The sequence below is a fragment of the Pirellulales bacterium genome, from assembly GCA_035939775.1.
Lineage (GTDB): Bacteria > Planctomycetota > Planctomycetia > Pirellulales > DATAWG01 > DASZFO01.
In genome coordinates, this window is the sequence record DASZFO010000350.1 from 18,722 (window position 1) to 32,201 (window position 13,480).

Below are 13,480 nucleotides of genomic sequence, written 5' to 3' on the forward strand. Positions count from 1 at the left end.
TCTATCCTGACCTACGAGGTTATGGGTTGGTCGCCGTTAGAAGTTCATCGTCATGCGGAAACCGAAGCCGTTGGCGCTCTCCGTGGCGCCGCCGGCCCCCAAGCCGACGACGCGGGTATAACAATAGTTGAACGCGTAGTGCATGTTGGGGTTCAGATACCAGTTGAGGCCGAGCGTCGATTCATCGAGATGGCCACCGTGCACTCCCTGGTCGTTGAGATCAACCCAAGAATAGCGGGCGGCGACCTGCCAGGCGCCCAAGCCACAGTGCGTCCGTTCGCCGGGAAGGTTGACGAAGTTTTCGTACGGAGTGACGCGGGTGAACGCGGCCGCGCGGCGGACATAGGTCATGTTTTCGCCGGTCAAGAAGTAGCTCGCCTGAAGGTATCCGCCATCGAAGAAATGGCCAAAATTCCCCTTGGCAGTCCCGCTGATATTCGAGCCATTGACTTCCATGGCGTAATACTCTGACTCGAGGCACCATGGTCCCCAAACGGCCACGAACTCCGGACAGATCATTTCGGAGTACGTGCCGACCACGTTTTGGTTGACGTAGCTGGGCGTGATTGCGTATGGTTCGTGAACGTCGCCGCGATCGTGGAAATTGATGACGTCGCGCTCGAGTCCTTGCGCTTGGGCGTCAACGCCCACGTGAACGAGGTAGCGTCCGCCGCTGGCCTCGTCGTAATACGGCAACCAGGTGGCGCGGCCGATCCAGGAGAAGGCATCGTTCGCCAGCGCGATCCCGTTGAACGGATCGTTTTCCGTGTTTGTCGTGAGCGAGTTCCGCCAAGTCGCCGTTTCGGCCTCGTTCCAGTCGAAGGCCTCGACGCCTTGGGCGAAGTTCCCGGTGCCGGATTGCGGCACGAACACGTCGAACGCTGCCGATCGCTCGATGAATTGCGTATATTCGTCCGAGGTCCCCAGATCGAAGCTGAATGGCACGAGGAATTGCCCAGCCATGACATTGCCTAGAATCGGAATATCCTTGAGCGTGCATTCGACCCATGTTGGGGTGACCGCATCGATGAGATTGGCCGAGTTTGCAATCGTGCTATTGGCGACACCGGTGTTGAGAGTCCCGCCGGCGCCGGTTCGATTCGGCCGGACCACTGCAAACGAGCCGGCAAACTCGAACTCGCAGATGAAGTCGATGTTTTCGTAGATCGTGCCGTCGACCCGGAGCCGTGCCCGGCGGAAGTCCATGTTGTCCTGGAAGTTTTGCCAACCATTGGCGTTGCCCGGACTGGTCGGCGAATTGTTCAGCGCCCGTAGCTCTGCAACCGTCGATCGCGGTGCCTCATAGGTTCCAGCGTCCCACTCCATTCGGCCGCCAAGATGCAATGAGAATTCTTTGTTCGCGCTCTCGTACCAGAGACCGTTGTTCCAACAAACGTTCAAGGGGGACTTATCGTTCGAGACGATTGTGGCGCCCGGCGGCAGTCCCGTCCCTGCAGCGGCAGCTGCCGTCGCGGCAACGGCCGCAGCCGGGGCAGGATCCCCGTAACCGGTGGGAACAGCGGGGATTTGCCCGGTTTGCGATTGAGCCACCGGCTGTTGCTGATTGGCCGCTTGAGCTTGCAATTGACGAATCTGCTGCTGCTGCTGTTCGACCATCCTTTTCAAGTCGTCGAACGCCGACGAATTGACGTCTTGCGCCATCGCCGCCGCCTGGAATATGCCGCAGCTAGAAAAAATCGCAAATGCGATGGCCCAGCGGGTCATTCGGCGTGGCGTCATGGCCCCGCCAATACGAGATCCGTCTCGCATAGAGCATCCTTTCATTAGATTAACCGTCCGCGAAAACCGCGAGGCAGTCGGCTCTGCGTTGAGCCAACGATTCTCCCAGGCGCCGACGATGGTCGGGAAGTTAGCGTGGATAACGAAGAAATCGGACTCGCCGGAGAATCTATTTGTTAGTTCCGGTCCGAAGATTCGTAGTTTTTAATCGTTTCCAAACATCTCACACGCACAACCGCTAGGTTCGGTTCAGGCGCTCCGACCGGTGCGAATTACCTAGCCGGCAAAGTGTCGTATTGTGATGCCTGTGATTTGCAGTGGTTCGGGTTTGTCGCATGCTCATTTCTCTTCGGCAGCCGCTTTTGACGCGGAACCCAAACATGCCTTATTTGATAAAGATTATGATGAATCCGGTTCGATCAATTGTAAGCCGATGCAACTAAGGGCGCGAAGTAACGGCTGGATCGAAGATTCCAGCGCGGTCGGCGACTAACCCTTCTCCATTTACGGAACGACAAATGAATCGTCATTTGAAGCTCGCAATGGCGGCGGTGCTGATCGCGGCAGTGTCCAACCGGACACCCGCGCAGCAACTATCATCGACGGCGCCATCGTTCGGTTCGGCAAACGGGCCCAATAACCAAGCGGTACCGTCGGGGTACGAGACGGCTGGGTCGCCCGTCGATCCACTTCGCGAGATCGAGGATTTGCGTCGACGTCTAGAAAAGTGCGAGGCTGAACTGCACGACCGGGCCACAACCGGCGCGCCGCGAGAAGCCGCCATCAACCCCGTGGATTATCCTAGCAATCTGCAGTCGCCACCGACGAAGTTGTTAAACCCTGGAATAGCTCCCGCAAATCCGGCGTCGGAGCAGGGCGATCCGACCGCCGTGCCGATCATCACCTCGCCCACCTTGCAGATCGGGGGTAAAGCGATTTGGGACAACGCCATGTTCAGTCAAGATCCGGCCAATCGCAAATTGGTCGGCACGGAACCGAACCTGACTGGCTTTCGCTTCCTCCGCCTGATGTTTTACGGCGACCTGTACGAGAACATCAACTACCGACTGGAAGTCGATATGGCTCAGGCGCAATCGTCGACCAATCCCGCGCTGCTCGCCGCGTTTCAGGACGTATGGGTCAACTTCCGAGAGCTGCCCGTCTTGGGCCATGTGAAGGTTGGCTACTTCAAGGAGCCATACGGCCTCGAGCAACAGACGGGCGAAGAATATCTACTGTTCATGGAGCGGTCGCTTCCCAACGCGTTCGTTCCCGCCCGGCACATGGGCGTCATGGCCTACAACGATCTGAACGACAAGCAAACCTTGAGTTGGTTCACTGGCGCCTTCCGCGAAGGATCGGGCGACAAGACGTTTCTCGAATATAGCAACGAAGGAGACTGGGGGACTACAACGCGCCTGATTTGGCTTCCATACTACGACGCCGCCAGCGGCGGCCGATACTTAGCTCACATCGGCGGGGCATATGAATTCACGGGGACCAACAACAATAACGCCGACAGCAAAGCCTTTACGCTGGTTCCGGAAATCAATGCCCAAACGCCGTTTTCCGTCGCAACGATCCCCAGCAACGACTTCCAACTTTATAGCGTGGAGGCGGCCATCATGAACGGCCCCCTGCTGATCGAGTCGGAGTACATGGGCGCCCTGCTCACGCCGCTCAAGCGAGGTCAAGATATCTATCTTGACGGTGGTTACGTCGAGGCCCTCTATCTGCTCACCGGTGAAAACCACAACTACAATTTGCCCGGCAAATTCTTTCAGGGCGTGACCCCCTACGAGCCGTTCTTTCGCGTTCGCAATCCGGACGGCGAAGTCATCACCGGTTGGGGCGCGTGGGAAATCGGCGCTCGATTGTCGTTCATCGACTTGAACAACGACGGAGTCGGAGGAGGCCGGGCTGTGAACTACACCTTCGGCCTGCACTGGTATCTAACCAACAATTGCAGCGTGATGTACAACTTCATTCACAGCAATTTCGAAAAGGTTCTGGCGAAGAAGGATATCGACAGCACGTGCGACATTAACGGCATCCGGGTGGAATACCACTTCTAAGATGCCCTCTTCGCCTGCGGCGGAACCTCTTCAGGTACGGGGAGCCGTGAGGCGCGTCAAGTCCGCGCAGACACACCGGAACACGCGGCAACACTCAGATTCATCCTGCTCCCGGTGCGTCAGCGCTTTGCTCGACACACCCTACGGACTACCGACCTAACGCTTCGCTGGCGGCGGGACTTCTTCCGGTCGCGAATACGGTTCCGGAACCACCGGCGTGCTCGTCGGCCGCGGTACCATTTGGCGCAGGGCGCCGATCGGCGGCTGGCCCATGGCCCAGTACAGCCGGAACTGCGACTTGTTGAAGTCGATTACTGCGCCGAGGTAAAGCGTCCGGGCATCCGCCAGATCGCGCAGGGCAATCAAGGGCTGCAATGGATCATATTGATGCTCCGCTCCCGCCAACCCAAACGAGGCTTCGCTCAGCCGCCGCCAGGTTTCCAGCGCCTGCACGACCGCCTGTTCGGCGGATTCCAGGCTGCTTTGATCCGCCTGGGCTGATTGCGCCGCGGAGGTCACATCCTCGGCCACGCGGGCCTGAACGTCGGTCAGATTCAATGTAGCCTCGTTGGCCTGCGTTTGCCGGATGCGAGACTGAATGACTTCTCCGGCGCCCATGTTGTGCAATTCCCAAAAGGCTTCCGCCGTGCCGTCGCTGCGAGCGCCGAAATCGCCCATCTGGTCGTTGACGCCGCCGCCGAATGTGCCGCCCGCATAGTTCAGTCCCAAATGAGGAATCAGCGGTCCAACCTGTGCTTGTCGCCAGCGGGTCATCGCCGCGGCAACGAGGGCACGGTTTTGTTGCAGCTCCGGGCGATTGCTCAGGCCGATGGACACCAGCTCGTCCAGCTTGCTTAGATCCGGAATCAATCCGATCGGCACGACGCGGGAATCGTTCGGTTTGAGAATTGCCGTGGGACGCAGAAGCAGTAGGCGAGCCAAGCGGGCGGATACGATGGCGATCTGTGCCTGCAATTGAAATTGCCGCTCGCGGCGCAAATCGACTTCGGTGCGAGCACGATTGATGTCGGCGGTTGTCTTGCTCAACCCCGCCTTTTCGGCCGATTCGGCGTTGCGGAGCATCTCTTCCGCGCGCGCCAAGGCATCGGAATAGATCGCGTATTCGCCGTAGGCCTGGAGCAAGTCGAGATAGGCGATTGCCACGTCCAACTGCACATTGCTGCTGACGGCCCGGGCGCTGGCCTGGGCGGCGGCGGTCAGCCGCTGCGCTGCCAACCGGCCAAACAGCAATTCCGAGGTGTTCCAATCAAGTTCCGCGCCGCCGCCGACGAAGAGTCTTTGTTTGGACTCTTGAACGATCTGTCCGTTTGTACCCTGATCGCGGCCGTCGTGACGATCATACGTTGGACCGGTCCGCAGATCGGGAAGCCATGCCAATTCCGCCTGCCGCTCCTGCAAGTAAGCCTCGCGGACACGGTCGCGCGCCAGGGCGACAGTCGGACTATTGGCGTCAACCAATTGCAATGCCGTTGGCAGATCGATCGGGCTTGCAGCGCCAATGAGCGTAGCCGGCGTGTATTTGGGTTGAGGAGTCGCCGTTGCATCAACCGCGGGCCGCGTTTCATCGTCTGCGTATCCGACCAACCGGAACGGAGACACGAGGTCGCCCGGTTGAATCACATCGCCAATGCCTTGCGGTGCGTTCGGAACGTCGCCGACGCCACCGACGTTTCGTGCCGCGACGGAAGGAATGCCGAGCTGATTCGCTGGCGCGATTTGTTTCGCAAGCGGTGTCGATGCTGCCGTGTCGCGATCGGGAGTCGCGCAGCCACTTGAGAAACCGATCGAACCGGCCATCGAAATGAACGCTAAGTATCGCCGAATTCGCGCTGCGCCGCGTCCGCGATGCCTTCTGCCAAACCGCAGGTAAACCGACACCATACGCGCCTCCTTGCGCGAAACCGCCACCCGCATTGGCCGACACGGTTTTGTTGATCCGTCGTCGGCACTGGCGATTTCAATCCGCCGCGACGACCTTTACCGGCTGGCCGTCTGCAAGCTCTCCCTGCCCGCTGCGAACGATTTGATCTCGATCGGTCAGCTCCTCATAGTTCTCGACGGGGCGTCCCGTTTTAGGATCGGTCGACCGAATCATCTTGACAATCTTGGCCTGCACTCCGTCTTCGAATTGCACGCGGACTGGAACGCGAACGGCGCGCCCGTCCCGCACCTCAAAAATGTACGAATGATCGCCCGAAGCGAATACAGCCCCGGCGGGCACGAGCCGCGACTTACTGAAATCCTCGAGCAGCAGCGTCATATCTCCATACATGCCCGGCTTCAGCCGGTCATCCTTGTTGTCGAAATCCACCTCGACTCGCATGTCGCGCGATTTGTCCGGATCGAGCCAATGCGAATAGCGCGTGATCTTCGTGTGAATTTCCTGATCCTCCAAGGCATTCAGTTGGATAATCGCTTCAGTATTCTTGTCGACGAAGGGAGCGCATTTTTCGGGCACCCATGTGACGAGCGTCACGATGTCGGTGCGCACTACCCGGAGCATTGGGGTCGGATTGCCCGTGCTCGCGTTCTGCACGAACGATCCCGGGTCGACTTTTCGCGAGGCAATCAGTCCATCAAAGGGAGCCCGAATCCTGGTGAAATCCACCATGGCTTGGGCGTGGTCGCGGTCCGCTTGCGCGGTCGCAACCCGAGCCTTCTTAACGTCTATATCGACTCGTGCTGCATCCACTTTGGCGGAAAACTCTTCGGCCCTCGCCTTGGCCGTGTCGGTGGCAGCTTGGGCTGTCTGATAGTCGGCCGCCGCCGCCTCCAAATCCCGCAGCTTTTCATCCAAGACGTTGGCGACGACAGCATCCCTTTGTGCTAGCACCTTATAGCGTTCATATTCCTCCTCGTGGAATTTTTTCAGCGCTGCCGCACGAGCTTCAGCCGCTTCGCTCTCTTTGATGAGCGAGCGGGCGGATTTAGCCGAGGCCTGAGCCACGAGCAGATTCACTTGGGCTGCCTTAAAGTCCTGGTCGGCGCCGAGGACCGCGGCCGACTTTTGAGTCAACTCCTGAACCAAATCTGGGGCGTCCAACTCGACCAGCAATTCTCCCTCTTTCACCGTGTCGCCGATATTCTTTTGAATGAATTTGACGGTGCCGGGAACGCGGGCCATCAGATCGGCGGTGTAGTACCCTTCCACGTAGGCCGGCTGCTTTTCGGATCGAACGAATCCCTGCGGATTGCGCTTCGGCCGAATCGTTTCGACCGTGATGACGTTGTCGCCGGTAGCTGGGCCGTCGGCGCGCGATGAATTGGCGCTTTCGACGACAGTTGCCGGTGATTGCTTGGTGCCGTCGGTTGCCTGCGCAGCGACGTTCCCGCCAGAGCAACCCGCTAAGCCTGCAACGACGATTGCCCCTGCAATTGTCGCTACGGCGGCCAAGCCGTAGAAAACGATCGGCTTCTCACCGATCCAAGGACGATTTCGCCCAGCAGTCATGGAAGTATGCCTCCGTTGATGAAGCGATGAATCACTGGTTTGGCGCTTTCATGCTATAATCAAGGTCGCCAATACTCCAACAGGCAGAGCCCGCTGCAGGTTCTTGCCGAAAACCATCTTGCACCCGACCGATTTTTCGGATTGCTCGAACTGCGCGCTGCAAATCGCAGCCGATCTGGCGACCAAGTATGGGTCGCAAATCTTCGTGCTGCACGTTGTCGAGACGCTCGGCCCCGCTAACGTCACGTTCGGCGAAGTTGGGAACCAGCTCGAACCCGAAGGTTATCGGGACCGGTTGTGGGCGGAACTTCGCAAAATGAAACCTCTCGGGCCTCCCGAAAGCTCGATCGATTATCTGTTGGTTGAAGGGGACCCAGCAAGAGGGATCGAGCAGGTCGCCGAACAACGGCACTGTGATCTGATAGTTATGGGCACGCATGGTCATCGGGGATTAGAGCGGTTTTTCATGGGAAGCGTCGCCGAGCACGTTGTCCGCAAAGCGGCGTGCGCGGTTGTGACCGTGAAGTTGCCGCGGGCAGCGGTGTCATGAACGGGTTGATCCTACGGGAACCGCTGCTGGAATCCTGAGTTGAGCCGCGAAATCGGATTCTGACAATTCGGCGTCAACGTCGGTCTCTGGCCTTGTCGAATCGCGAACCAGTAGCGTGTAAATAATAGGGACGACGATCAGAGTAAGGACTGTGGAGGTGAGCAAGCCGCCGACAACGGCCCGCGCCAAAGGCACGTTGGCCTCGCTTCCGCGCCCCAGGCCAATCGCCATCGGCAGCAGGTCGAGAAACGTCGCCAAGAAGGTCATGATGATCGGGCGAAAGCGGATGCTGGCGGCGGTAGTGATAGCGCCCTGAACCGACGCCCCCAAGCGGCGCTGCTTGTTCGCGAAATCGACCAGCAGGACGCCGTTGGCCACGACGATGCCCACCATAAATATTACGCCCATGCTCGACTGCACGTTGAGCGTCGTGTGCGTGATAAATAACATCGCCAACACGCCGATCAACCCCAACGGAACGGCGAACATAATGATGAACGGAGTCAAAAATGAGCGGAACAGCACGACCAGCAGCAGGTAGACCAAAACTGAAGCCATTGCTAAGCCGAAACCGAGGCTGCCGAACGACTCGACCATCCGCCCATATTCCCCGCGAACATTGATCCGCATGCCGTTGGGAAAAAGCAATCCTTGGTTCTCAAGCACGTCGGGCATCTTGTTGCCGTTTTTCACCTCCTGTTGCCATTGCGCGAGTTGAAGACTCTTGAGCCGGCTTTGAATCTCGCCCGACACGCCGCCGATATCGCGGTTCTCGGTGTTCACCTGCACATCGAACACGCGCGCCAGACTGACGTGGTTCACTTCGACTGGAGCGCTGCTCGGCTCAATCGTAACCAAGCTTCCCAATTTAACCGGATGCATCCGGATGGTGCCTGTGGCTGGGATGTCGAGAACATCTTCCAGCCGCTGGCTTGGATTCTCGGGGTACTGCACGCCGACGAAGTATTGATTGCCGGACTTGTAGTCTATCCAAAAGTTCCGCTTGATCGAGACGCTGGAATTCATCGCCGTGGCCACTTGGTTGATGACCTGCGCGAGATCGAGTCCGGCGTCGGCGGCTTTCTTTCTATCGACGACGATAATCCGTTGCGGGGCATCGAGCCGCTGTTGGATGTGGACGTCGGCGGCTCCGCGGATGCCAGTCACGTTGTCGCGAACATGCTGCGCCAGGGCGAGGGCGTCTTTGAAGCTGCCCCCCTCGATCTGCACGTCGATCGGCGAAGAGGCCCCATAATTCAGTGCCGCCGAGACCATGCCGCCGGTGTCGAAGCTAATCCGCAGGTCGCTGAATTTTCGATTCTCGTCGAACGCATGTCGTAGAGCGATGGCGTATTCCTGAGCGCTCTTTGTCCGCTCGTCGCTGAGCTGGACCTTGATGGTGCAGTCTTGGGTTCCCGAATCCGCCGTGTAAGCGGCCGACCAATCTGGAACCAATCCGAGTTCGGAGATGATCATCTTCCGCTCGTCAGTCGGGATGTAGTCTTTGAGGAATTGCTCGACCTCACTCACCCGTTGCTCAGCCGCTTCCAGGTTGGTGCCCGAGGGCGTGCGCAGATAGAGCGTGATCTGCCCGGCGTCGATCTGCGGGAAGAATTCCCGACCGATTCCCAAGAGCAGCGCGAGCGAGCCGCAGAAAAGCAGCCCCACGCCGATCAGCACCGGCGCGCGATGCCGTAGCGCCATCGCCAGCACGCGTTCATATCGCCGCGTAACGAATTGGATCACCAATTCGATTCGATGATGGATCCGCTGCCCCCAACCTTTCGTTTGATGCTCGTCGCCCGGATGTGCATGGCCCCCCAACCATTTGGCACAGAGAGCCGGCACGAGCGTCTGTGAAAGAAAAAACGAGGCCAGCATCGCGAAGGCGACCGCCAGCGTCAACGGGCGGAAAAGGAATCCGCCCATCCCCGGCATCAAGGCGATCGGGCAAAGCACGATGATCGTCGCCAGCGTGGCCACGAGCACGGGAGTCGTCACCTCCGCCGCTCCATCGAACGCCGCCGCGATTCGCGACTTGCCCAACGTGTGGTGGCGGTGCGTATTCTCGAGCACCACGATCGCATTATCCACAAGCGGGCCAATGGCTAGGGCTAGCCCTCCCAACGTCATGGCGTTGATCGTGTTGCCGGTCGCAAACAGTCCCACCAGCGAGCAGAGAATCGCCAGCGGAATCGACAAGGTGGCGATCAAAGTCATCCGGCCGTTACCCAGGAAGATCAAGATCATGGCCGAGACCAGAAAGGCCCCAATCACTCCCTCGTGGATCAGGCTCGTAATGGCCTCCCGCACGGAGACGGACTGATCCATCACCAGGTCCAATTGCACGTCCTTGCCTTCGGCCTTGAGAATCGACATCATGCGCGGGATTTCGTTTTTCACGCCATCGACGACCGTGAGCGTACTGGCCCCTTGCTGGCGATAGATCGGGACGTAAACTTGGCGGCGGCCGTTGATCCGCACGAGCGCCGTTTGAATGGCGCTGGCGTCTTTGGCATAGCCGATGTCGGAGAGATACACTCGATTGCCTGGATCGGTTCGGATTGGGATTTGGTTCAATTCGTCGACCGCACTGACCATGGCGTTGGAATCGAGTTGGAATTCGTAGCCGCCGAACTTCGCCACGCCAGGCGTGACCATAAGATTCTGCCGCCCCAGCGCATCGACCACGTCCAGCGGCGACAGATGGCGGGCCTGCAATTCCTGGGGATTCACGTACACCAGGATCGTGCGGTCCTTGCCGCCGAACACAGCCGGCGCCACCACCCCCTTGACCCCGCCGAGCATATTGCGAATCTCGATACGGGCTAAGTCCTTCAGTGCCGTCTCGTCCAATCCCGAATTGCTCGGGCTGCTGACCGTCAGGACTCCCAAAGGCAAAGTGCCAGTCGGATCGAACGGCTGCACCACCGGCGGCAGAGTATTGGGAGGCAAAGTGGGCAGAGTGCCCAAGGCCAGCGAATTCACCTGGGTCAGCGCGCCGTTGGGGTCGATGTCGTCCTGGAAGTAGAGCCGCACGACGCTCACCCCCAGCGTCGATTTCGATTCCACGCGTTGACAGCCGGTCGCCTGATTGGTCCAGCGCTCGATGCGGTTGGTGATGGTTTTCTCGACGGATGCGGTGGGCATCCCCGAGAAGTAGGTCATCACCTGGACCGCAGGCGCTTTGAAGACCGGCAGAATATCGACTGCGATCCGACTGATGGAGAGGACGCCCATCACGAGGATCAACAGCGCCATCACCGTGACGGCGTATGGGCTCTTCAGGGCAGTTCGGATGATCCACATATTTTCGAGTTCTTCATGCGTACAGTTTTCAATACGAAGCGGAACCTATATTGTTTCGCACCGAGCGATCAAGGGCAAACGTATTCGACAGTCGGCAAGATGATCCGGACCTGTCGATATGCAGCACCATCTAGTGGTCTGAACCGCGGGACGAGCCGGCCAGGAACAACCTGGCACCTCGACTCCGGTGACTTTATGCAAATCGGTCGTCCGTTCGCCGATGACGAAAGGCGTGCTGCGAAGCACGCCAGCGGCGCCCGACCGTAAGCATCGCATCGTTGCCGCCACGAAGACCATGAAGAAGCCCGTCATGGCGGCGGCAGTGCGTTGGAAAAGAAGCAATTGACCGAATCCAGAACGAATACCCGCTGATCCGGACCGTTTGGATCGATGTCGATTCCAAGTCGCACGCGATCACGCTCTATTCCAAGCACGAAAAGGTCGACGCTGTCATTGATTCGCATTCTTTCACCCGGTATCCCTCCGAGAACTAGCATTGGACGTTTCCCACGTCGCGACACGTAGTAGCTCCACCCGTGGCCATTCATCGTTACGGCCTCCTCGTGAATTTCGTATGACACCGACCGCCGCCCTGGATAGAAGTGGTTTCTGCCTGACCGGCATCGGATCGGCTTGCGGCAGCAACAGACGGGGCGATCACCTCGCAAATTGTTCTCACGGACAACCCTTCTTGTCGCTCAAGCACGAGGTCACACCATCGCTCGACTGCATTCGCTCGGGAATTTCCGTGCGTCGGATCAGCACGTCCGGGGGCGCCGAGAATCCGAGTTTGACCTTGCCGTTCTCGATCTTCAGCACTTGAATCTGGATCACCGAGCCAATAACGATGCTTTCGTTTGCCTTGCGAGTAAGCACTAGCACGGCAATTCCTCCATGAGAAAAAATGGCAAAGGCTTGATTGGGGCTATTCGCTCAGCCCTGCGGGTCGTGGACGAACGGTCCGTGTTTCCGTGTCGTGCGGTTCATGGGCAATTTGCGGACATGGTCGTCGGCGGCAATCCTGACCGAAATGGCTCAGTCCCGTCACGATTCGTCAAGAGCCTGTCGGCTATCTGCTTCAACTCGGCAAGGTCGTCGGTCTTCTCAACGCAGGCCGCGGCCAGCCGGCTGCGATGGTCCCGCACACAATCTTCATCATGTGCCGTAAAGAACATGATTGGAATCGTAGGGGCGATGGCTTTGATTCGCTGAGCGGCTTCGAATCCATTCACGATCGGCATATTAATATCGAGAATCGCCAAATCGATATGCTCCTTTTGCACAAGACGGGCCGCCTCCGCCCCGTCGCGAGCCAGAAGAACGCGGTATCCCTCGTCCTCAAGCTCTTGTTTGCAGAATTCGCGTATGTTCTTGTTGTCGTCGGCGAAGAGGATGCTTCTCATGGTTGCGGCCGTGCGTAATTCTGCTGCGTGGATGCCGATGGCGACTGAGATCCCGCGGGCTGCGAGCCGGCCGCGTGGGCTTCGGCCAGCTTCATCGCTCGATCGGTGATCTTCATCGCCGCGAGAATCTCGTCCCTGGAGAAATAGATTTCGTCGCCGCCGATCAGGTGATGGATTTTCTTGTCGAGCAATTGCTCCCAGGTCATGTGGTTGGCCAAATGCCAAGCGGCGGCCTGCGCGGCGTGCTGGTCGATCTGCCCGGTGCCGAGCAGCTTGCACAGTTCCTGAACGTTCGGATCGCTCGTGAAGGATTCAATGGGGCGGATTTCGTAGGGGACATGGGCGTTCGGCTCTTTCTTGCCGTGTTCGAGGCAGACCGTTTCGAGCTTGATCTTGGCGACCTTCTCCGGGGCAACGTCGAAGGCCCCGCCGCCCCCCATCATGCCGCCTCCCATCATGCCCATTCCACCCCCGCCTCCCACGCCCTGATTTTGGCTGCTATTGTTGCTGTTTGAACTCTTGCGAGTCGTGTTCCCGCCGGCGCCGGCGGCTTGAGCCAGAACGGGGACAGCCGCAAAAGCGTCGGGAAGCTTCACCGTCAGAGGCTGATGGGTCTTGTTCATAACGAGCAATTGTCCGTCGCGCGAATCATGGGGGATAAACTTCACGCCGATGTCGCCCCTTTTTATCGCATCGAACAGATTGACTGACGTCTTGTCGGGCAATTTGGACGACGCGTCGTTGGACTCGTCGCTCGGCGCGGCAGTTTTGGTTGAGGCGACCGACAAACTGGCGGCCGCCACCAGCGTCAACATCCATGCCAATTTGTTTCCACAAACAGAATTCATGCGATGGCCCTCCGATCAACGAATTAGCCGCCTTCATTAAAGAACAGGAGAACCTGCCCTCAAGCAATCAGGGTGCCAAACGA

General features: G+C 58.7%; 9 protein-coding genes. 2 read left to right on the plus strand and 7 right to left on the minus strand.

The genetic code is table 11. From position 1 onward, the window contains the following. Positions 1 to 36 precede the first annotated feature (36 nt). Positions 37 to 1,662 (minus strand): porin, encoded by a 1,626-nt coding sequence (locus tag VGY55_22465; protein ID HEV2972749.1) that lies wholly within the window; start codon positions 1,660 to 1,662, stop codon positions 37 to 39. A gap of 596 nt (positions 1,663 to 2,258) precedes the next feature. On the opposite strand from VGY55_22465, the gene VGY55_22470 reads away from it, so the two are divergent. Continuing rightward, complete coding sequence (locus tag VGY55_22470) at positions 2,259 to 3,815, plus strand: porin (GenBank protein HEV2972750.1); 1,557 nt, start codon at positions 2,259 to 2,261, stop codon at positions 3,813 to 3,815. Positions 3,816 to 3,971: 156 nt separating this feature from the next. Here the strand turns inward: VGY55_22470 and VGY55_22475 are convergent, their stop codons facing one another. Next, positions 3,972 to 5,633 (minus strand): TolC family protein, encoded by a 1,662-nt coding sequence (locus VGY55_22475; protein HEV2972751.1) that lies wholly within the window; start codon positions 5,631 to 5,633, stop codon positions 3,972 to 3,974. A 160-nt stretch (positions 5,634 to 5,793) separates the two neighbouring features. Then, positions 5,794 to 7,287 carry an efflux RND transporter periplasmic adaptor subunit gene (locus tag VGY55_22480; GenBank protein HEV2972752.1) on the minus strand — a complete coding sequence of 498 codons (1,494 nt, stop codon included), beginning with the start codon at positions 7,285 to 7,287 and terminating at the stop codon, positions 5,794 to 5,796. Positions 7,288 to 7,390: 103 nt separating this feature from the next. On the opposite strand from VGY55_22480, the gene VGY55_22485 reads away from it, so the two are divergent. Continuing rightward, positions 7,391 to 7,837 (plus strand): universal stress protein, encoded by a 447-nt coding sequence (locus tag VGY55_22485; protein ID HEV2972753.1) that lies wholly within the window; start codon positions 7,391 to 7,393, stop codon positions 7,835 to 7,837. Here the strand turns inward: VGY55_22485 and VGY55_22490 are convergent. From VGY55_22490 to VGY55_22505, 4 genes are all read right to left on the minus strand, one after another. After that, a complete protein-coding gene (locus VGY55_22490; protein HEV2972754.1) occupies positions 7,832 to 11,146 on the minus strand; it encodes an efflux RND transporter permease subunit in 3,315 nt (1,104 codons plus the stop codon). The genes VGY55_22485 and VGY55_22490 overlap by 6 nt on opposite strands. Before the next feature lie 675 nt (positions 11,147 to 11,821). Then, positions 11,822 to 12,028, minus strand: a complete 207-nt coding sequence (csrA, locus tag VGY55_22495) for a carbon storage regulator CsrA (GenBank protein ID HEV2972755.1) — start codon at positions 12,026 to 12,028, stop codon at positions 11,822 to 11,824. Between the two features lie 101 nt (positions 12,029 to 12,129). Beyond that, positions 12,130 to 12,549, minus strand: coding sequence for a response regulator (locus VGY55_22500; protein ID HEV2972756.1), 420 nt, complete (start codon positions 12,547 to 12,549; stop codon positions 12,130 to 12,132). After that, a complete protein-coding gene (locus tag VGY55_22505) occupies positions 12,546 to 13,397 on the minus strand; it encodes a hypothetical protein (protein HEV2972757.1) in 852 nt (283 codons plus the stop codon). Before VGY55_22505 ends, VGY55_22500 begins: the two co-directional genes overlap by 4 nt. Positions 13,398 to 13,480: the final 83 nt, after the last annotated feature.

Excerpts from the sequence above, each read along its gene's own strand:
- VGY55_22480 (HEV2972752.1), bottom strand. The coding sequence starts at position 7,287 with ATGACTGCTGGGCGAAATCGTCCTTGGATCGGTGAGAAGCCGATCGTT.
- VGY55_22470 (HEV2972750.1), top strand. The coding sequence starts at position 2,259 with ATGAATCGTCATTTGAAGCTCGCAATGGCGGCGGTGCTGATCGCGGCA.
- VGY55_22465 (HEV2972749.1), bottom strand. The coding sequence starts at position 1,662 with ATGGCGCAAGACGTCAATTCGTCGGCGTTCGACGACTTGAAAAGGATG.
- VGY55_22490 (HEV2972754.1), bottom strand. The coding sequence starts at position 11,146 with ATGTGGATCATCCGAACTGCCCTGAAGAGCCCATACGCCGTCACGGTG.
- VGY55_22475 (HEV2972751.1), bottom strand. The coding sequence starts at position 5,633 with ATGGCCGGTTCGATCGGTTTCTCAAGTGGCTGCGCGACTCCCGATCGC.
- VGY55_22505 (HEV2972757.1), bottom strand. The coding sequence starts at position 13,397 with ATGAATTCTGTTTGTGGAAACAAATTGGCATGGATGTTGACGCTGGTG.
- VGY55_22500 (HEV2972756.1), bottom strand. The coding sequence starts at position 12,549 with ATGAGAAGCATCCTCTTCGCCGACGACAACAAGAACATACGCGAATTC.